The sequence below is a fragment of the Actinomadura alba genome (assembly GCF_014323705.1).
Taxonomy (GTDB): Bacteria; Actinomycetota; Actinomycetes; order Streptosporangiales; family Streptosporangiaceae; genus Actinomadura_C; species Actinomadura_C alba.
The window spans coordinates 26,560-45,688 of record NZ_JABVEC010000014.1 but is presented as its reverse complement, the minus strand read 5'-3'; the positions used below and the strand labels follow the sequence as shown (position 1 = coordinate 45,688).

The window sequence follows — 19,129 nt, the reverse complement described above, 5'->3', positions numbered from 1 at the left end:
GCCGGGCGCGGTGGCGGTCAGCGCGGAACGGGGGCGTCGGAGTGGCGGGCCAGCCAGCGCGCGTAGTGCGGACGGCTCTCGGCGGCCTCGGCCTGGGCCCGCGCGGCGATCAGGCAGAGTTCCGCGGCGACTGGGGCGAACGGGCCGTCGTGCCGCCAGGCGATCACATGACGCAGCCACAGCGGCGTTCCCGCCAGCGGGCGGACGGCCACGCCCGGCCGGTGCCGGAAGCTCGCGCGGCAGGGCGAGATCACGCCGCGTGCGATGATGAGCTCGCACAGCACGGACGGCTCGGCCATCCGGTGCGGTGCGTCCGGTGTGAAGCCGGCGCGCGCACAGGCGTCGAGGAAGCACTCCGGCCAGCCGGAGCCGTCCGGCGGGGACAGCACCCAGACCTCCGCGGCCAGGTCGCCGAGCGCCACCTCCTCGCGGGCCGCGAGAGGGTGACCGGCCGGCAGTGCCACGAAGACCGGTTCGACGCCCACCACGCGGCTGCCGATGCCGGGCAGGGTGGAGAGCTCCCGGCCCGGGTAGTCGACCAGGGCTGCGGCGTCCACTCGCCTGATCGCCAGCAGGTCCCGCACCAGGCGAGGGGACTGCTCGGTCTGCACCGAGATCCGGACGCCCTGGGGCAGCAGCCCGCGCAGGCCCTCGAGCACGGTCACCAGCGCCGGGCTCGAGACACCGCCGAACCGCGCCGTCCCCGTGTCGTGCCGGGTGCCCGCGGTGAGCTCGTCGAGATTCATGAGCGCCGTGCGGGCGCGAGCGAGCACGAACTCCCCGAACGCCGTCGGCGCCACGCCCGACCGGCCGCGTTCGAAGACCGCTCCGCCGAGCAGTCTCTCGATGCGCCGCACCTGTGCGCTCAACGCCGGCTGCGAGACCCCCAGGACGGCGGCGGCCTTCGTGAGGCTGCCCTCGCCGGCGACGGCGCACAGAGTGCGGAGGTGGCGGAACTCGAGTTGCACAGGCGGAGAGTAGCGGCTTCGGCCGCCCCGTCCATGGCCCGGGTCAGCCCGACTTGCGGAGGGTCACGGTGAAGCTCTGCGTGGGGCCGACGTTGCCGGCGGCGTCGATGGCGCGGTACTCGACGGTGTGCCGGCCATATCCCGGCGGGACGGCGTCCCAGTCGACCGTACGGACCGGCTTGCCCAGTTTGCCGTAGACCAGCCCGTCGACGTTCGTGCCGAGCGGGGTGAACAGGAACGGCGCGTTCGAGTCGGTGGGCCAGCCGAAGTAGCGGTACCAGCCGTCCCCGTCCACCTGGAACTCCGCCAGCGGCGCGCCCCGCCCGATGTCCGCAGGGGTCAGCCTCATCGTGAACCGCTCGTCGAAGACGTACTCGTCGCGGCCGGCCGCACCCGACGTCCCGGCCGGCCGGGACAGTGCGGCGGTCACCGTCGGCCGCTGTGCGTCGACCGTCCAGGTGAGCGTCCGGGCGCCGCCGTGCGGCGCGGCGGGGTCGGTCACGGTGGCGGTGACCCGGTGTGTTCCCGAGCGCAGCCGGAAGCGCTTGAGGTCCAGGTCGCGGTCATTGCCCGCGGTGGCGACCCGCCGCCCGTTCAGGGTCCAGCGGACGACCGGGACCGATCCGGCCGGATGGGTGGTCTCCGCGTGGACGACGCTGTGGGCGGCGAGGTTCCAGTCCTGGGGGGTGGTGCCGGTGAAGTCCGGTGCGACCGTGTCCGGCGCGGTCCTGACCCGTGTGTCGATGGTCCACGTGCGCGTGCGGGTGAGGGCGGCCGAGGAACGGACTGCCGGGTCGCGGACGAAACCGGTCGGATCGGTGACCGTCGCCGTGAGACTGTGCGTGCCCGGCCTCAGCCGGAGGCGGCGCAGGTCCAGGTTGTGCTCGTCGCGGCTGCCCGGCACCTGCCGGCCGCCTAGCGTCCACGTGACGCGCAGGGTGTGGTCGGCCGGGTGCAGCGTCTCCAGCCACACGACCCGGTCCGGCCCGATGGCGGCGGTGGTGGGGGTGTGGTCCTGGATCAGGTCGACCTTCTCGGCGATGGCCTGTGTCATGCGCTCGCGCTGCACCTGGTCGTGTTCGTAGCCGAGCACCTTCATCATCGAGTGCTCGCTGGGGCGCCAGACCCCCGCCGTGGCGTAGAGACCGCCCTCGTAGCGGCCGATGACCCCGCCGGAGGTGCTCTCCTCGCCGAGCCAGCGCCACCACTTCACGCGCTGCTCGCGCATCTGCCGCTCGGTGAGGAGGGTGTGGTGGACCGAGCCCGGCTCGCCGCCGGCGTATGCGGCGCCCGGTACGCCGCGCGCGTAGTAGGTGTACTCGTCGTCCAGCCGCCCGAGCGAGTGGCCGATCTCGTGCGGCATGATCAGCGAGGAGAGCGCGTTGCCGCCCGAGGCGGTGGCCTTGCTGCCGCCCGCGCCGCCGTAGGTGGTGCTGTTGGCGAGCGCCAGCACCTGCCGGTTGGCGTTCGTGGTGCCGGTCACCAGGTTCGCGTAGCCGTCGATCGCCGCGTTGTCCCCCGTGAGCAGGCGCTGCACGCTGGCGGGATTGCAACCGCCCCAGAAGCCCATCTTCAGCGGCGTAGTGCGCCTGGCCGAGGTCAGGTCCGGGTCGCAGCTCACGCCCGACTCGCCGGAGACGATCTCGACGGCGTAGACGTTGACGTAGCTGCGGTAGGTCTTCCACGGCTCGAACGCCCACAGCGTGCTGAGGTGCTCGTCGACGTCGGCGCGGAACTTGGGCATGTCCGCCGCGGTGTAGCCGTCGCCGAGAATCACGAAGTTGAACCGTTTCGCGGGATCACCGGTGACCTGGATCGGCACGACCGCCGCCTCGCCGACCTCGTCCGCGGCCGCCGGCTCGGCGTCGAGGACCTGTCCGCTCAGCGCCACCAGCTGCAGCGCCACCGTGGCCGCCAGCACGGGGACGGCTCTGGCCGCCTTCCCTCTCCCCATGGACGAGACCTCCCTGTCGCCTGATTCGTCGGCAATCCTTGATCAGGAGGTACGGCCAGTCACATCTCGAAAGCTCATAACGCCGGAGTTATGCCGCGATCTCCGGAGGGCCGGAGTCTGGCGGCGGGGCGCGCCGCTCACGGGCGCGTGACGAGTACGGCCCGGCCCGAGCCGCCCGAGCCGTCAGCCGTCGGTGGGTTCCAGCTCGTCCACGGGAACGACGTCGCGCAGGAATCCGCGCATGCCGAGGAACTGCGACAGCTGCTCGCGGTGCTCGTCGCAGGCGAGCCACACCTTCCGCCGCTCCGGTGTGTGGATCTTGGGGTTGTTCCAGCGGATGCCCCAGCGCGCGTCGGCGCGGCAGCCCTTCGCGGAGCACAGCGGAGCCTCGTCTCGGGGGTCGGTCACGAACCCAGTGTGTCAGGCGCGGTGTGTCAGGCGGCGCCGGCCGCCCGTGCCGCCGGACCGGGGTACGGGACGGTGCCGGGCGACGCGGCGCGGGCTCCTCGCGGTCGGGGAGGGCGGGCCGCGGACGGCGGTGCGGGATAACGGTCAGAGCCGCTGGCCGATCCCGGCCAGGACGGGTGCGAGGCTTGTGAGTCAGGGAGCCGGTCAGGATGGTCGGCCCGGAGAGTCGTCCGCCAAATAAAAGCGACGCCGGGTGGATACGGGGGCAATCCACCCGGCGTCGCATCATCGGTGTTCCGACGGGGGCCCGGAACACCGGCACGGGCGCTCCGACGGGGGACCAGAGCGCCGGTACAAATCGTACACCGAAACCCCCATGGTTTAGTCAAGAGATGTCACGACCGGATTTCTGGGGGACGTCCGGAAATCTGGTTACGGTTCGGACTTTCGCGTTCGTCGAACCGCGCCGCGTTCTCGGGCTCGCGACCGCCGTTGGCGAACACCACGCTGACGTACGGCAGCACCACCGCGCCGACGATCAGCACGCCCACGATCCAGATCGGGGCGTGCCCGGTCAGGAAGAGGGCAAGGAGAAAGCATGCGGTCCGGATGCCCATCGACACCAGATAACGCCGTTGGCGGTAGCCGATGTCCTCGGACATCGGCCGGTGCGCGTCAGTGACCGTGTAGACATCTACTCGGCGCCGTGGAATCACCCTCACGTTTCCACGTTAAGCCCAGCCCCTGCCGGATGCGACATCAGGAGGACCTCAGTGACGGACCGTACATACCGGGTGACGGAAATCGTGGGAACGTCGCCGGAGAGCGTCGAGGCGGCCATCCGCAACGCCATCCGGAGGGCCGGTGAGACGCTTCGGCACCTCGACTGGTTCGAGGTGACCGAGGTGCGCGGCCAGATCGTGGACGGCGAGGTCGGGCACTTCCAGGTCGGCCTCAAGGTGGGATTCCGGCTCGAGGACACCTGATCCGCCGCCGCTCCGTCGTGCTCAGCGTTCCACGAGCGTGAGCGCGAAGGAGTAACGGCTGGCCCGGTACACATGGGTCCCGTACTCCACCGCCCGACCCTTGTCGTCGTAGGCCGTACGGGTCATCGTCAGCAGCGGCGCCCCGCGGCGCTCGTCGAGCAGCCGGGCCTCCGCCGCGGTCGCCCCGCGCGCGCCGATCGTCTGGTTGGCGATGCGCAGGTTCACCCCGGCCCGGCGCAGCAACTCGTACAGGCCGTGCCGGCGAAGTTCGTCGCCCGTGACGGCGGCGATGTCCCGGGGCAGGTAGTTGGTCAGCACGGCGAGCGGTTCGGCGCCCGTGAACCGGATCCGCCGCAGCCGCAGGACGTCCGAGCCGGGCGCCGTGCCGAGCTCCGCGGCGACCTCGTCCTCGGGCCGGACGGGGGCGAGCTCGAGCACCTCGGTGCGCGGCTCCCGGCCGGCCGCCGCCAGGTCGTCGTAGAGGCTGGTCAGCTCGATGGGGCGGCGCACCTGGGCCTGGACCACCTGGGTCCCGACCCCGCGCTTGCGCACCAGCAGCCCCTTGTCGACCAGGTGCTGGATCGCGTGCCGTACGGTCGGCCGCGACAGGCCGCAGCGGTGGGCGAGCAGCACCTCGTTCTCGAGCCTGGTGCCCGGGGCGAGCACCCCGTCGCGGATCGCCGCCTCGAGTTGCTGGGCCAGCTGGAAATAGAGCGGCACGGGGCTGCCCCGGTCCACCACCACGACGGGCTGCTGCACGGCCGGCCTCCCCGCGTGACGGATCCGGGACATGGGACATCGAAAGGTGCTACTCGCGGCAGCCTAGTGCTGTCCTAATGTCAGGACAAACTGTTGACACGTCGGCCGCCCGGTCAGCAGACTCGGCCGTGCCGGCAAGCCGGCCTACCGGTCTGATGAGGGGGGTCGATGAGTTCCATCGCCGACAGGATCGCCGGGGCTCCCATCTCGTGGGGAGTCTGCGAGGTGCCCGGCTGGGGTCACCAGCTGACACCGGAGCGGGTGCTCGGTGAGATGCGGCGGCTTGGAGTGGCGGCCACCGAGTTCGGGCCGGAGGGGTTCCTTCCCACGGCCGCCTCCGACCGCTCGGCCCTGCTGGGCTCCTACGGGCTGCGGGCGGTGGGCGGGTTCGTCCCGGTGGTGCTGCACGACGCGGCCGCGGACCCGCTCGCCGAGGTGGACCGGGCGCTCGACGGCTTCGGAGAGGCGGGCACGCTCGTCCTCGCCGCGGCGACCGGGTTCGACGGTTACGACGGGCGGCCGAACCTGGACGAACATGCCTGGTCGAGGCTGCTCGGCAACCTCGACCGGATCGACCGCCACGCGGCCGGGCGCGGCGTGCGCGCCACGCTGCACCCGCACGTCGGAACGGTCGTCGAGCGCCGGGCCGAGGTCGAGCAGGTGCTGGAAGGCTCCGGCATCGCCCTGTGCCTCGACACCGGCCACCTGCTCATCGGCGGCACCGATCCCGTGGAGCTCGCAAGATCGTCCGCCACGCGCGTGGCGCACGTGCACCTGAAGGACGTCGACGCTGCGCTGGCCGCCCGGGTCCAAGGCGGCGAACTGACCTACACCGCGGCGGTGCGCGCCGGGATCTACCGGCCGCTCGGTACCGGTGACGTCGACATCGCCGGCATCGTGCGCGCCCTCGAGGGCGCGGGCTACGACGGGTGGTACGTGATGGAACAGGACACCGTCCTCGACGCCGAGCCGCCGGCCGGCGACGGCCCCTACGCCGACGTCGCCGCGGCCGTCGAGTACCTGCGCAAGGTCGCCTGATGCCTCCCGCAGAGCTGATCACGATGGGGCGGGTCAGCGTCGACCTCTATCCGGACCAGGTCGGGGTGGCGCTGGAGGACGTCGAGACGTTCGGAAAGTACCTCGGGGGCAGCCCGACGAACGTCGCGGTCGCGGCGGCCCGTTACGGGCGCCGTACCGCGGTGATCACCCGGACCGGTGACGATCCGTTCGGCCGGTACATCCACCGGGCGCTGCGGGACTACGGGGTGGACGATCGTCATGTGAGCGCCGTGCCGGGGCTGCCGACGCCGCTCGCGTTCTGCGAGATCTTCCCGCCGGACGACTTTCCGCTGTACTTCTACCGGGTTCCGAAGGCGCCCGATCTGGAGATCCAGCCGGACGAGCTGGATCTGACGGCCATCCGCTCCGCGCGGGTGTTCTGGGCGACCGTGACCGGGCTGTCGGAGGAGCCGAGCCGCTCGGCGACCCTCGCCGCCCTCGCGGCGCGGGCGCGGGCCGAGTTCACCGTGCTCGACCTGGACTACCGGCCGATGTTCTGGTCCGCTCCGGAGGAGGCGCGGCAGTGGGTGCTGGCCGCGCTCGGGGACGTGAGCGTCGCGGTCGGCAACCTCGACGAGTGCGAGGTCGCCGTCGGAGAGCGTGAGCCGCACGCGGCGGCGCGGGCGCTGCTGGACCTCGGGGTCGAGCTCGCCATCGTCAAGCAGGGACCCAAGGGGGTCCTGGCCGCGACCCGCTCGCGGAGCGTGGAGGTGCCGCCCGTGGAGGTCGAGGTGGTCAACGGCCTCGGCGCGGGCGACGCCTTCGGTGGCGCTCTGTGCCACGGGCTCCTCGCCGGCTGGGACATCGAGCGGACCGTCCGGTTCGCCAACACGGCGGGCGCCATCGTCGCCTCCCGGCTGGCCTGCGCGCCGGCGATGCCGACGGCCGCCGAGGTGGAGGGGCTCATGGAGGGGATTCGCCCATGACGCAAGGAACGTTCCGTGAGCGGCTCGACGCGCTCGTCGAGATGCGGGCCACCGGTCCCGCGGCGATCGAGGACGCGGCGCGGCGGCGGGTCCGGCGGGACTCCCTGCTCGGCGCGTCCGGCCGGTTGATGATCGTCGCCGCCGACCACCCGGGCCGTGGTGCGCTGGCCGCCGGCCGGGATCCGCTTGCGATGGGTGACCGGCGCGACCTGTTGGAGCGGTTGTGCCTCGCGCTCGGCCGCCCCGGCGTGGACGGCGTGCTGGGCACGCCGGACATCGTCGAGGACCTGCTGCTGCTCGGTGCGCTCGACGGCAAGGTCGTGCTGGGCTCGATGAACCGGGGCGGGCTGGCCGGCTCGTCCTTCGAGATCGACGACCGGTTCACCGGCTATGACGCCGCCGCCATCGCCGCGTCGGGCCTGGACGGCGGCAAGATGCTCCTGCGTGTCGACACCGGCGATCCCGCGACCGTCCGTACGCTGGAATCCTGCGCGCACGCGGTGACCGAGCTGGCCGCGCACCGCCTGGTGAGCATGGTCGAGCCGTTCCTGTCGCACCGGGTCGACGGGCGGGTCCGCAACATCCTCACCCCCGAGGCGATGATCCGGGCGATCGCGATCGCGTCGGCGCTGGGCACGACCTCGGCGTACACCTGGCTCAAGGTGCCGGTGGTCGCCGACATGGAGCGGGTGATGGCCGCGTCGACGCTGCCCGCCCTGCTCCTCGGCGGCGAGGTACCCGATGATCCCGGCGCCGCGCTGGCCGGATGGCGCAAGGCGCTCGCGCTGCCCACCGTGCGGGGCCTGGTGGTCGGCCGGTCGCTGCTCTACCCGCCGGGCGGCGACGTCGAGGCGGCGGTCGACGCGGCCGTGGAGGTGCTGCGATGAAACACCATCTGCGCGCGGGGAGCACCGCGACGGACTCGTACGCCCTGGAAGTCACACCCGAGGCGGCGGGGTGGGATCGGTCGGCCCTGCGCGTCCTGGACCTCGGCGCCGGTGGCTCGATCACCCTGAGCACCGGTGAGTTCGAGACGCTCGTGCTGCCGCTCGCCGGTGCGGGCACGGTCGTCTGCGACGGGCGGACGTTCGAGCTCGAGGGCCGGGCGAGCGTGTTCTCCCGGGTGACCGACTTCGCCTACGCCCCGCGGGACGCGACCGTGACCGTGACCGGCCGGGGCCGGTTCGCGCTCCCCGCGGCCCGCTGCGAGAACCGGCTGACCGCGAGGTACGGGCCGGCCGAGGGCATACCGGTGGAGCTGCGCGGCGCCGGGCGGGCGAGCCGCCAGGTCAACAACTTCTGCACGCCCGAGGCCTTCGAGGCCGACCGGCTCATCGCCTGCGAGGTGCTCACCCCGGACGGCAACTGGTCGTCCTACCCGCCGCACAAGCACGATGCGGACCGGCCGGGCGAGTCGGTCCTGGAGGAGATCTACTACTTCGAGGTGTCCCGCGAGGGCATGGGCTACCAGCGGGTCTACGGCACCGACACCCGCCCCATCGACGTGCTGGCCGAGGTCCGCACCGGCGACGTCGTGCTGATCCCGCACGGCTGGCACGGCCCCTCCATGGCGGTGCCGGGCTACGACCTCTACTACCTGAACGTGATGGCCGGGCCGTCCGCCGAGCGGGCCTGGCGCATCTGCGACGACCCGGCCCACGCCTGGGTGCGGCGGGACTGGGCGGCGCAGGAGATGGATCCCCGCCTGCCGCTGACCGGGACGGGCACGACGAAGGGCACGGCGACGGGCACGACCCCGAACACGACCACGACCACGGAGGGCGCCTCATGAGCACGCGACTGACGGTGGGACAGGCGATCGTGCGGTTCCTGGCCGCCCAGTGGTCCGAGCGCGACGGCGTGGAGCGGCGGTTCTTCGGCGGCTGTTTCGGCATCTTCGGGCACGGCAACGTCGCGGGTCTCGGCCAGGGGCTGCTCGAGGCGGAGCGGACCGGCACCGCCGAACTGCCCTTCTACATGGCCCGCAACGAGCAGGCGATGGTGCACGCGGCGGTCGGCTACGCCCGCATGCACGATCGCCTGAGGGCCCTCGCCTGTACCTCCTCGATCGGCCCGGGCGCGACCAACATGGTGACCGGCGCCGCGCTGGCGACGATCAACCGGATCCCGGTACTGCTGCTGCCCGGCGACGTCTTCGCCACCCGGGCGGCCAACCCGGTGCTCCAGGAGCTTGAGGACCCGCGCACGTACGACGTGTCGGTCAACGACGCGTTCCGGCCGGTGTCGAGGTTCTGGGACCGGATCACCCGGCCCGAGCAGCTGCCCTCGGCGCTGCTCGCCGCCATGCGCGTGCTCACCGATCCGGCCGAGACCGGCGCGGTGACGCTCTCGCTGCCGCAGGACGTGCAGGCCGAGGCGTTCGACTGGCCGGACGAGCTGTTCGACCGGCGGGTGTGGCACGTCGGGCGGCCGGTTCCCGAACCGGCGGCGCTGGACAGGGCGGCCGAGCTGCTGCGCGGCGCGCGGCGGCCGCTGATCGTCGCGGGCGGCGGCGTCATCTACTCCGGCGCCACCGCCGAGCTCGCCGCCTTCGCCGAGAGCACCGGCATCCCGGTGGGCGAGACCCAGGCGGGCAAGGGCGCCCTGCCGTGGGACCACCCGTGCGCGGTGGGCGCCATCGGGGCGACCGGCACGACCGCCGCCAACGCGCTCGCCCGCGACGCCGACGTGGTGCTCGGCGTCGGCACCCGCTACAGCGACTTCACCACGGCCTCGCGGAGTGTGTTCGCCGACCCCGCGGTGCGCTTCGTCAACCTCAACGTCGCCGCCTTCGACGCCGCGAAGCACGGAGGCGTATCGCTGGTCGCCGACGCCCGCGCCGGGCTGGCCGCGCTGTCCGCCGCCCTGGACGGCCACCATGTCGAGGAGGGCCACCGCGAGCGGACCGGTCGGCTGGTCGCGTCGTGGAACGCGACCGTCGACCGGGCGTACGGCCTCGGGCACGGCCCGCTGCCCGCGCAGTCGGAGGTCCTCGGCGTCGTCAACGAGATCGCCGGACCCCGCGACGTGGTGGTGTGCGCGGCCGGATCGATGCCTGGTGACCTGCACAAGATGTGGCGGCCACGGGACCCCAAGGGCTACCACGTGGAGTACGGCTTCTCCTGCATGGGCTACGAGATCGCGGGTGGCCTGGGCGTGAAGATGGCCGCTCTCGAGGAGGCCGCGGCGCACGGATCCGGCCCGGCCCGTGAGGTGTTCGTGCTGGTCGGCGACGGCTCCTACCTCATGATGGCGCAGGAGCTGGTCACGGCGGTGCAGGAGGGCGTCAAGCTCGTCGTCGTGCTCGTGCAGAACCACGGCTTCGCCTCCATCGGCAACCTCTCGGAGTCGGTGGGCGCGCAGCGGTTCGGCACCCGTTACCGGTACCGCTCCGAGGACACCGGCGGGCTCGACGGAGAGCTGCTGCCCGTCGACCTGGCCGCCAACGCGGCCAGCCTCGGTGCCGACGTCCTGCGCGCCGAGGGGATCGCCGAGCTGCGCGAAGCGCTGAGGGAGGCCACGGCGTCGTCGCGGACGACCGTCGTGCACGTCGAGACCGACCCGCTGGCGCCCGCGCCCGACAGCGACGCCTGGTGGGACGTGCCGGTGGCCGAGGTGTCGGAGCTGGACACGACCCGCGCGGCGCGGGCCCGCTACGACGAGGACAAGAAGGCCCAGCGCCACTATCTCTGAGCGAAGCACCCCGGGGCCGCGAGCGCCCCGGGGCTAGGACGCCTGGCTCACCGTCGACATGTTGAAGTCCGGGATCCGGATCGCCGGCATCGCGGCGCGGGTGAAGTAGTCCGACCACTCCCGGGGGAGGGTGCGCCGGGTCTCGCCGACCTCCGCCAGCCGGGACAGCAGGTCGACGGGGCTCTCGTTGAACCGGAAGTTGTTCACCTCGCCCACGACCTCGCCGTCCTCGACGAGATAGACCCCGTCACGGGTGAGCCCGGTGAGCAGCAGCGTCTGCGGGTCGACCTCCCGGATGTACCACAGGCAGGTCAGGAGCAGTCCCCGTTCGGTGCGGGCGACCATCTCGTCGAGCGGGGCGCCGCCGGCCGGGCCGCTCATCAGCAGGTTGTCGATCTCGGGAGTGAGCGGCAGGCCGGTGAGTGACGCGGAGTGCCGGCTCTGCAGCAGCGCGCTCAGCCTCCCGTTCGCGATCCAATCGGTCGGCCGGAGCGGTACGCCGTTGTCGAACACCGAGGAGTCGCCGCCGGAGGCGTGGTTGATGGCGAACGGAGCGCACTCCAGCCCCTCGGCGCCGGGGTCGCTGTACAGCCGGATCGGCAGGTTCGCCAGCGTCTCGCCCACCCGCGTGCCACCCGCGTCGCCGTTCCGCTCCCGCGCGCTGAAGACCGTACGGCCCTCGTGCGCCGCGCGGGCGCCGGCGGACCAGTACAGGTACGTCATCAGGTCGGCGACCGCGCTCGGCGGGAGGAGCGTCTCGTAGCGCCCGGCGGGGAGGGCCACGCGCCGCTTGCCCCAGTCGAGCCGGCGGGTCAGCTCGGCGGTGAGGGCCGTCACGTCGACATCGGTGAAGTCACGGGTGCTCACCCCGGTCCACGCCGAGCTCGACATGTCGCCGGTCTTGGCGTTGATCTCCACCTTGCCGGTCGGCTGGTCGTGCCGCAGCCGGAGGCCCGTGGACGAGCCCACGAAGGTCGAGGTCATCTCGTGATGCGCGAAGCCGTACAGCTTGCGGCCGGTCGAGGCGGCGGCCGCGAACGCCTCACCCAGCGCGGGGGCGAACCCGGCGAAGACGCCGATGGAGGTCTCGGCGGGCGTTCCCGTCCAGTCGCCGGCCTCGGCGCTCTCGGTGATCAGCGGGGCGGCGTCCTCGGCCGGCTCACTGTCGGCCGCGACCCGCTCGGCCGCCCGGACCAGGTCCTCGATCTGGTCGGGGCCGACCCCCGCCCGCGAGACCACGCCCGTGGACACGCCGTCGCCGGTGTTCCGCAGGGCGATGACCGTGAGCCGCCGGGACCGGCTGACGCCGTTGGTGGTCAGCGTGTTGCCGGCCCAGCGCAGATTGGCCCCGCTCGACTCGTCGGCGATGACGATGCAGTCGTCGGCGCGCGACAGCGCGAGCGCCCTCTCCACCGACTCCTGAGGCGTCATTTGCCGCCCTCCTTCAGGGTGTTCAGGATGTTGACCCCGCGGAAGAGCGCCGACGGGCAGCCATGGCTCACCGCCGCGACCTGGCCGGGCTGGCCCTTTCCGCAGTTGAACGCGCCACCGAGCACATAGGTCCGCGGACCGCCCACGGCCTCCATCGACCTCCAGAAGTCGGTGGTCGTCGCCTGGTAGGCGACGTCCCGCAGCTGACCGGCGATCCGCCCGTTCTCGATCCGGTAGAACCGCTGGCCGGTGAACTGGAAGTTGTAGCGCTGCATGTCGATCGACCAGCTCTTGTCACCGACGATGTAGACGCCGCGGTCGACCCCGGCGATGAGCTCGTCGGTCGACGGCCCGCCGTCCGCGGGCCGCAGCGAGACGTTGGCCATGCGCTGCAGCGGCATGCTCGACGGCGAGTCGGCGAACGCGCAGCCGTTGGAGCGCGGCCGCCCGGTGAGATGGGCGATCCGCCGGTCGAGCTGGTAGCCGACGAACATGCCGTCCTTGACGATGTCGAACGACTGCGTCTGCACCCCGTCGTCGTCGTAGCCGATGGTGGCCAGCCCGTGCTCGGCGGTGCGGTCGCCGGTGACGTTCATGACCTCGGAGCCGTACCGCAGCGAGCCGAGAAGGTCCGGGGTGGCGAACGACGTGCCCGCGTAGGCGGCCTCGTAGCCGAGCGCCCGGTCGAGCTCGGTGGCGTGGCCGATCGACTCGTGGATGGTCAGCCACAGGTTGGACGGGTCGACGACGACGTCGTAGACGCCGGGTTCGACGGACGGCGCGGCCAGCTTCTCGGCCAGCAGGTCCGGCATCGCGGCCAGTTCGGCGTCCCAGTCCCACGCGGTGCCGGTCAGCCACTCGTAACCGTGCCCGGCCGGTGGCGCCAGCGTGCGCATCGAGTCGAAGGCGCCGTCGCGGACACCGACGGCTTCGACGACCGGATGCACCCGCACCCGCTGCTGCGTCGTGCGCGTGCCCGCCGTGTCGGCGTAGAACTTGTTCTCCTTCACCTGGAGCAGTGTCGCGTCGACGTGGTCGACGCGGTCGTCGGAGAGCAGCCGCCTGCTCCAGTCGGTCAGCAGCGCGACCTTGTCGCCGGTCGGCACGTCGAACGGGTCGGTCTCGTAGGCCGAGATCCACGTGCGTTCGCCGTGCACGGCCTCGGGGGCGAGTTCGATGCGCTCCCGGTTGATCGCCGAAGCGACGACCGCGACCTCGATCGCCTGCTCGGCGACCCGCGCGGCGGCCGCGGGCGTCAGATCGATGCCCGACGCGAATCCCCAGGTGCCGTCCTTGACCACGCGTACGGCGAGGCCGACGTCGTCGGCGTCGAGGGAGGTCTCAAGTGCGGCGTCGTGCAACCGCAGTGTCTGGCTGCGGATGCGTTCCAGCCGGAAGTCGGCATGCTCGGCGCCCAGTTCCCGGGCGCGGGCCAGCGCGGCGTCGGCGAGCGCCCGCAGCGGCAGGGCGGCGAAGGCGGGATCGATCTGGTGCACCAGGGCAACCTATCGCGCGTGATCCGTAGCACGTCGAACCGGCCGGAACCGCGCGGGGCGACAAGGCCGCCCGGCCGTTCTTGTCGGTCCGCCACATCTGGCTACCTGCTGGTAGCCCGATACGCTCACCGAGGTCGAATCGGTGCGATGCGGTACGCGATGAGGTACGGAGGTTCAGCGATGAGTGGCGAGACCGGGGGCGGCGACCGCGCCGGTGGCCAGAGCGGATCGGTGCAGAGCAGATCGGTGCTCGTGACCGGGGGCAACCGGGGCATCGGGCTCGCCATCGCCCGGCAGCTGGCCGCCGCGGGCGACTCCGTGGCCGTCACCTATCGGTCCGGCGGCCCCCCCGAAGGGTTCTTCGGCGTCAAGTGCGACGTGACGAGCTCAGAGGACGTCGACGCCGCCTTCGGCAAGATCGAGGCCGAGCAGGGGCCGGTCGAGGTCCTGGTGGCCAACGCCGGGATGACCAAGGACACGCTCCTAGCGATCATGAGCGAGGACGACTTCAGCTCGGTTCTCGACACCAACCTGACCGGTGCCTTCCGCGTCTCCAAGCGCGCGGTCAAGGGCATGATGCGCAAGCGCAAGGGGCGGATCATCCTGGTCTCCTCCGTCGTGGGCATGCTGGGCTCGGGTGGGCAGTCCAACTACGCCGCCTCCAAGGCGGGCATGGTCGGTTTCGCCCGTTCGCTGGCGCGCGAGCTCGGCTCGCGCAACATCACCGCCAACGTCGTCGCCCCCGGGTTCGTCGAGACCGACATGACCGCGGCGCTGGGCGAAGACCGGCACGCGGAGATCAAAAAGCACATCCCGCTGGGCCGCATCGCGACCGCCGATGAGATCGCCAAGGTCGTACGGTTCCTGGCGAGCGACGACGCCGCCTACATCACCGGGGCCGTGATCCCGGTCGACGGCGGCATGGGAATGGGGCACTGACGTGGGACTTCTCGACGGCAAGCGCATCCTCGTAACCGGCGTCCTCACCGACGCCTCCATCGGCTTCCACGTCGCGAGGATCGCGCAGGAGCAGGGTGCCGAGGTCGTGCTCACGGCCTTTCCCCGGCCGACCCTGACGGCGCGCTACGCCAAGCGGCTGCCCTCCGGGCCGGACAACCCGCCGCCGGTGATCGAACTCGACGTGATGAACACCGAGCATCTCGACGGGCTCGCCGACCAGGTCCGGCGGCACGTCGACGGCCTCGACGGGGTTGTGCACGCGATCGGCTTCGCGCCGCAGACCGCACTCGGCGGCAACTTCCTGAACACCTCGTGGGAGGACGTCTCCACGGCGATGGGCGTGTCGGCGTACTCGCTGAAGGCCCTCGCGATGGCCTGCCTGCCGCTGATGAAGGGCGGCGGCTCCGTCGTCGGACTGGACTTCGACGCGACCAAGGCGTGGCCTGTCTACGACTGGATGGGCGTGGCCAAGGCCGGCCTGGAGTCCTGCTCCCGCTACCTTGCCCGCTACCTCGGCCCGGAGGGCATCCGGGTGAACCTGGTCGCGGCCGGGCCGCTCACCACCATGGCCGCCAAGAGCATCCCGGGTTTCGAGGAGTTCACCGAGCTCTGGCCCAAGACCGCCCCGCTCGGCTGGGACATCGCCGACGCAGAGCCGACCGCGCGCGCGTGCGTGGCGCTGCTGTCGGACTGGTTCCCGGCAACGACCGGCGAGATCGTGCACGTCGACGGCGGCGTGCACGCGATGGGGGCCTGACCGGCGCCCGATCCGCGCCGGACCGGCGCGGGCCGGCCCGGCGAACGGGCGGCGGCCCCGCCGGTGGATCCCCGCGGCCGATCAGCCGCGCAGCAGCCCGACGAGCCGGGTGCGCCGCCGCGAGCCCGGCGTATCGGGCGAGCCGACCGCGCGGGCGAGCGCGGGCCCGGCCGCCTGCACCACCGACAGGTGCCGGCGGGCCCGGGTGAAGGCGGTGACGACCATCGGCCGGGACAGCTGGCCGGCGGCCTCGGCCGGCAGGACCGCCACCACGGCGGGCCACCGCGTGCCGTGTGCCTGGGCCGCGGTGATCGCCCACCCGTGGCGGAGCCGCGGCAGCAGCGGTACCGGCACCGTGACCGGGCCGGCCGCGAAGGCGACCTCCAGCTCGCGCTCGTCGGCGGCGGTGACCACGCCGGTCTCGCCCGTCGGTGCCTGTGCCAGCGCGCCGTAGACCACGACCCGGTCACCCACGTCGAAGCCGGCGTGCTCGCCCGGCCCGGGGTTGAGCCGGTCCTTCAGCGCCCGGTTGAGCGCCGCCGCGCCCGCGTCGCCGGACCAGGCGGGCGTGACGACCTGGACGTCCTCGACCGGGATGCCCAGCGCACGCGGGATCGAGTCGATGACGAGCTGCACCGCACGGTGGACCGCCTCGCCGTCTCCGCTCGCGGCCACGACCACGACCTCCCGCTCCGGCGAGTCGACCTCGGGTAGCTCGCCCCGCCCGACGGCGGCCGCGAGACGGCGGACGGCCCCGCCCTCCGCGCCGGTGGCCGGGTCCTCCGCGGCGTTCACGGAGACGACCGGGACCGTCTCGGACTCGGCCAGGTCGGCGAGGACGCGGCCGGGCCCGACGGGCGGCAGCACCGCGGGATCGCCGCACAACACCAGATGGGTCCCGTCCGCGCATGCCTCAACGAGAGCGGCGGCGAGCTCCACGTCGAGCGCGGACGCCTCCTGCACGATCACGAGGTCGAAGTCCAGCGGCGCCTGCTCACCCCGGGCGAACGCGATGCCGCCCTCGACCTCCCGCGCGTCGAGCAGCCGGTGCAGCGGTTCGACCGTCGTCCCGGCGGGTACCGTGACGGCCGCGGTGGCGAGCGCGGTCGCGGTGGCGACCGCCACCCGCCGCCCTCCGGCGGCCGCGGCTCCCGCCAGCGCGGTGATCGCCGGCTCCACGTCCGCGGGGGATCCGGTCACGACGCTCACCCCGTACCGGACCGCGGCGGTCACGGCGGCTCCGTGCCCTCCCGCCGGACCGGCCGGCGCCGCCTCGAGCGCGGGCTCGTCGAGCAGCGGCTCCGCCGTCGCCGCGAGCCGTACGACCCCCTCGGCCACGGCCTCCTCGGCCAGTCCGTACCGCGCCGGAGCGAGGGTCTGCGGAGGTTCGGGCGGCTCGCCGTCCGGGGCACCGGCCGCTCCGAAGTCCGCCATGTCGTCGAAGTCCTCGGCCTCATCGGGCTCCTCGATGAAGGCCATCACCGCGGCCTCGTCGAGGGCCGCCTCCACCGCGCGCGGGGGATCGGGCACGCGCAGTTTCGCGAGCTCGGCCAGCACATCCGGCAGCGGCGTCGCTGTGTGCCCCGCACGGGCCGCGTTCATCAGCAGATGCGTCACCAGGGCACGGCACCGCCGCTCGTCGCCCGGCGTGGCCTCGGGGCCGAGCACGCGGCGGGCGAAGCCGTCGGCCTGCCCGGGCCCGACACCGGGGACGAGCAGCAGCCGCCAGGGGTCTTCGCGCAGCCGCGCGGCGGCGCTGTCGCCGAGGCGGGAGGTGACGCGGGCGACCTGGGCCGCCGGGACGCCCGTGGCCGCGAACAGTTCGGCGAGCTCAGACATCGGAGACGTCATCGAGGGCATCGCGGATCTCCTGGGGAAGGGTGAGCTGCTCGGTCTCCAGGATGCCGAGCAACTGGCCTGACGTACGGGCGCCGATGATGGGGGCCACCACCCCGGGCTGGTCGCGCACCCAGGAGAGGGCGACGGCCAGCGGGGAGACCCCGAGGCCGTCGGCGGCGGTCGCCACCGACTCCACGATGCGGCGGCTGTCCTCGCCGAGGTAGGGCTGGACGAACTCGGCGAAATGCGGGGTCGCCGCGCGTGAGTCGGCGGGGATGCCGGTGCGGTACTTGCCGCTGAGGACGCCCCGGCCGAGCGGCGACCACGGCAGAACGCCCACCCCCGCGTCGAGTGCCGCGGGTACGACGTCGCGCTCGATTTCGCGGTGCAACAGGGAGTACTCCACCTGGGTCGACACGATCGGTGCCCGGCCCGGCCAGGATCGCTGCCAGGTGGTCGCCTTGGCCAGCTGCCACGCCGCGTAGTTCGACACCCCCGCGTAGCGCGCCCGGCCCGAGGAGACCGCCTCGTCCAGCGCGGAGAGGGTCTCCTCGAGCGGGGTGGCGGGGTCGTAGACGTGCGGTTGCCAGAGGTCTACATGGTCGACCCCCAGCCGGTCGAGCGAGGCGTCCAGCGCGCCGAGCAGGTGGCGGCGGGACGCGTCATAGTGGCCGTCCGGCGTGATGGCGGCCTTGGTGGCGATGACCAGGTCGTCCCGGGGGACGACCTCGCGCAGGAGGTGGCCGATCAGCAGTTCGCTCTGGCCTTCGCTGTAGACGTCGGCGGTGTCGAGCAGCGTGCCGCCGGCGTCGACGAACGCCGTGAGCTGGGCCGCCGCCTCACCGGTGTCGGTGTCACGTCCCCACGTCATCGTGCCCAGCCCGAGCCGCGAGACCGTGAGCCCGCTCCGCCCGAGGCGACGCTGCTTCATGGACGCGGAGGTTACCGGACGGCGCCGGCCGGCTCACCACGGGAGGCCGGGCAGGTCCTGGCGCACGAGCCGCCGCCGGGTCGCTACGCTTTGCCGCGGATGGCCACGTCCTGTAGCTGGAGGGGAAACCGCAAACCGTGAACTTCGTGGAAGCCACCGTGCTCGGGATCGTGCAGGGCCTGACCGAGTTCCTGCCGATCTCGAGTTCGGGACATCTGCTGATCGTGCCGAAGTTCCTCGGCTGGGATGACCCGGGGTCGGCTTTCACGGCGGTGATCCAGCTCGGCACCATGGCGGCCGTCCTGATCTACTTCCGCAACGACCTGGCCCGGATCATCTCCACCTGGACCCGCAGCCTCTGGACGCGTGAGCTTCGCGCTCACCGCGACGCGCGGATGGGCTGGTACATCGGCCTCGGCACGATACCGATCGGCGTGTGCGGGCTGGCGTTCAAGGACTTCATCGAGGATCCCGCGCGCAACCTGTGGCTGAACGCGAGCTCGCTGATCGCCATGGGCCTGCTGCTCATGGTCTCGGAGTGGGCGGGCCGGCAGAAGCGTGAGGTCGACGACCTCACGCTCAAGGACGGACTGATCATCGGTGGGTTCCAGTGCCTCTCGCTGATCCCCGGATCGTCCCGGTCCGGCTCGACCATGACCGGAGCCCTGTTCCTCGGCTACACCCGCGAGGCGGCGGCCCGGTACTCCTTCCTGCTGTCGGTGCCCGCGGTGGTGCTGTCGGGGCTGTTCGAGCTCCGCAAGGTCAGCGGCGGAGGGCTGGAGATCGCCCCCACCGTGGTCGCGACGATCGTCTCGTTCGTCGTCGGCTACGCGGCCATCGCCTGGCTGCTGAAGTTCCTGGTGCGGCACTCGATGATGATCTTCGTTTACTACCGGGTCGCCCTGGGCGGGATCATCCTCGGGCTCCTCGCCGCCGGCGCCCTGTCCGCGACCTGACCGGCG

Annotated in this window: 18 protein-coding genes; 9 read left to right on the top strand and 9 right to left on the bottom strand. The window is 72.5% G+C overall.

Annotated features, from left to right (window positions below; genetic code table 11):
- Positions 1-17: 17 nt before the first annotated feature.
- From HKK74_RS19355 to HKK74_RS19340, 4 genes are all read right to left on the bottom strand, one after another.
- Positions 18-968, bottom strand: coding sequence for a LysR family transcriptional regulator (locus tag HKK74_RS19355; RefSeq protein WP_187244655.1), 951 nt, complete (start codon positions 966-968; stop codon positions 18-20).
- A 43-nt stretch (positions 969-1,011) separates the two neighbouring features.
- Positions 1,012-2,922: a M64 family metallopeptidase gene (locus tag HKK74_RS19350; protein WP_187244654.1), complete on the bottom strand. Its 1,911-nt coding sequence runs from the start codon at positions 2,920-2,922 to the stop codon at positions 1,012-1,014.
- Between the two features lie 183 nt (positions 2,923-3,105).
- A complete protein-coding gene (locus HKK74_RS19345; protein WP_187244653.1) occupies positions 3,106-3,330 on the bottom strand; it encodes a hypothetical protein in 225 nt (74 codons plus the stop codon).
- Between the two features lie 395 nt (positions 3,331-3,725).
- On the bottom strand, positions 3,726-4,046 hold the full coding sequence (locus HKK74_RS19340) for a DUF3099 domain-containing protein (protein WP_312881630.1): 321 nt from the start codon (positions 4,044-4,046) through the stop codon (positions 3,726-3,728).
- A gap of 57 nt (positions 4,047-4,103) precedes the next feature.
- On the opposite strand from HKK74_RS19340, the gene HKK74_RS40060 reads away from it, so the two are divergent.
- Entirely contained in the window at positions 4,104-4,316 is a 213-nt protein-coding gene (locus HKK74_RS40060; protein WP_187244651.1) for a dodecin, read from the top strand.
- A 21-nt stretch (positions 4,317-4,337) separates the two neighbouring features.
- Here HKK74_RS40060 and HKK74_RS19330 read toward each other — a convergent pair whose 3' ends face one another.
- Entirely contained in the window at positions 4,338-5,108 is a 771-nt protein-coding gene (locus tag HKK74_RS19330) for a GntR family transcriptional regulator (RefSeq protein WP_187244650.1), read from the bottom strand.
- 135 nt (positions 5,109-5,243) lie between these two features.
- Between HKK74_RS19330 and HKK74_RS19325 the strand changes: the two genes are divergently transcribed.
- From HKK74_RS19325 to iolD, 5 genes are read left to right on the top strand one after another with little or no spacing between them, the layout of a single operon-like run.
- Entirely contained in the window at positions 5,244-6,113 is an 870-nt protein-coding gene (locus HKK74_RS19325; RefSeq protein ID WP_187244649.1) for a TIM barrel protein, read from the top strand.
- Positions 6,113-7,060, top strand: coding sequence for a 5-dehydro-2-deoxygluconokinase (gene iolC / locus HKK74_RS19320; protein ID WP_187244648.1), 948 nt, complete (start codon positions 6,113-6,115; stop codon positions 7,058-7,060). Before HKK74_RS19325 ends, iolC begins: the two co-directional genes overlap by 1 nt.
- Complete coding sequence (locus HKK74_RS19315) at positions 7,057-7,947, top strand: Cgl0159 family (beta/alpha)8-fold protein (RefSeq protein WP_187244647.1); 891 nt, start codon at positions 7,057-7,059, stop codon at positions 7,945-7,947. The genes iolC and HKK74_RS19315 overlap by 4 nt, the downstream gene beginning before the upstream one ends.
- Complete coding sequence (gene iolB, locus HKK74_RS19310; RefSeq protein ID WP_187244646.1) at positions 7,944-8,852, top strand: 5-deoxy-glucuronate isomerase; 909 nt, start codon at positions 7,944-7,946, stop codon at positions 8,850-8,852. Before HKK74_RS19315 ends, iolB begins: the two co-directional genes overlap by 4 nt.
- Positions 8,849-10,753, top strand: coding sequence for a 3D-(3,5/4)-trihydroxycyclohexane-1,2-dione acylhydrolase (decyclizing) (gene iolD, locus HKK74_RS19305; protein WP_187244645.1), 1,905 nt, complete (start codon positions 8,849-8,851; stop codon positions 10,751-10,753). The genes iolB and iolD overlap by 4 nt, the downstream gene beginning before the upstream one ends.
- A 33-nt stretch (positions 10,754-10,786) precedes the next feature.
- On the opposite strand, the gene HKK74_RS19300 is transcribed toward iolD, so the two are convergent.
- Positions 10,787-12,184 (bottom strand): metallopeptidase TldD-related protein, encoded by a 1,398-nt coding sequence (locus HKK74_RS19300; RefSeq protein WP_187244644.1) that lies wholly within the window; start codon positions 12,182-12,184, stop codon positions 10,787-10,789.
- Complete coding sequence (locus HKK74_RS19295) at positions 12,181-13,680, bottom strand: TldD/PmbA family protein (RefSeq protein WP_312881613.1); 1,500 nt, start codon at positions 13,678-13,680, stop codon at positions 12,181-12,183. Before HKK74_RS19295 ends, HKK74_RS19300 begins: the two co-directional genes overlap by 4 nt.
- A gap of 180 nt (positions 13,681-13,860) precedes the next feature.
- Between HKK74_RS19295 and HKK74_RS19290 the strand changes: the two genes are divergently transcribed.
- Positions 13,861-14,619: a beta-ketoacyl-ACP reductase gene (locus HKK74_RS19290; RefSeq protein WP_187244643.1), complete on the top strand. Its 759-nt coding sequence runs from the start codon at positions 13,861-13,863 to the stop codon at positions 14,617-14,619.
- Between the two features lies 1 nt (position 14,620).
- On the top strand, positions 14,621-15,397 hold the full coding sequence (gene fabI / locus HKK74_RS19285) for an enoyl-ACP reductase FabI (RefSeq protein WP_187244642.1): 777 nt from the start codon (positions 14,621-14,623) through the stop codon (positions 15,395-15,397).
- Between the two features lie 81 nt (positions 15,398-15,478).
- Here the strand turns inward: fabI and HKK74_RS19280 are convergent, their stop codons facing one another.
- Complete coding sequence (locus HKK74_RS19280; protein WP_246491756.1) at positions 15,479-17,236, bottom strand: helix-hairpin-helix domain-containing protein; 1,758 nt, start codon at positions 17,234-17,236, stop codon at positions 15,479-15,481.
- Complete coding sequence (locus HKK74_RS19275) at positions 17,229-18,167, bottom strand: aldo/keto reductase (RefSeq protein WP_187244641.1); 939 nt, start codon at positions 18,165-18,167, stop codon at positions 17,229-17,231. Before HKK74_RS19275 ends, HKK74_RS19280 begins: the two co-directional genes overlap by 8 nt.
- A 137-nt stretch (positions 18,168-18,304) precedes the next feature.
- On the opposite strand from HKK74_RS19275, the gene HKK74_RS19270 reads away from it, so the two are divergent.
- On the top strand, positions 18,305-19,123 hold the full coding sequence (locus HKK74_RS19270) for an undecaprenyl-diphosphate phosphatase (RefSeq protein ID WP_187244640.1): 819 nt from the start codon (positions 18,305-18,307) through the stop codon (positions 19,121-19,123).
- Positions 19,124-19,129 lie beyond the last annotated feature (6 nt).

Coding starts and splice junctions, on each gene's coding strand:
- HKK74_RS19350 (WP_187244654.1), bottom strand. CDS start 2,922: ATGGGGAGAGGGAAGGCGGCCAGAGCCGTCCCCGTGCTGGCGGCCACG.
- HKK74_RS19275 (WP_187244641.1), bottom strand. CDS start 18,167: ATGAAGCAGCGTCGCCTCGGGCGGAGCGGGCTCACGGTCTCGCGGCTC.
- iolC (WP_187244648.1), top strand. CDS start 6,113: ATGCCTCCCGCAGAGCTGATCACGATGGGGCGGGTCAGCGTCGACCTC.
- HKK74_RS19290 (WP_187244643.1), top strand. CDS start 13,861: ATGAGTGGCGAGACCGGGGGCGGCGACCGCGCCGGTGGCCAGAGCGGA.
- iolD (WP_187244645.1), top strand. CDS start 8,849: ATGAGCACGCGACTGACGGTGGGACAGGCGATCGTGCGGTTCCTGGCC.
- HKK74_RS19315 (WP_187244647.1), top strand. CDS start 7,057: ATGACGCAAGGAACGTTCCGTGAGCGGCTCGACGCGCTCGTCGAGATG.
- HKK74_RS19300 (WP_187244644.1), bottom strand. CDS start 12,184: ATGACGCCTCAGGAGTCGGTGGAGAGGGCGCTCGCGCTGTCGCGCGCC.
- iolB (WP_187244646.1), top strand. CDS start 7,944: ATGAAACACCATCTGCGCGCGGGGAGCACCGCGACGGACTCGTACGCC.
- HKK74_RS19325 (WP_187244649.1), top strand. CDS start 5,244: ATGAGTTCCATCGCCGACAGGATCGCCGGGGCTCCCATCTCGTGGGGA.
- HKK74_RS19330 (WP_187244650.1), bottom strand. CDS start 5,108: ATGTCCCGGATCCGTCACGCGGGGAGGCCGGCCGTGCAGCAGCCCGTC.
- HKK74_RS19280 (WP_246491756.1), bottom strand. CDS start 17,236: ATGTCTGAGCTCGCCGAACTGTTCGCGGCCACGGGCGTCCCGGCGGCC.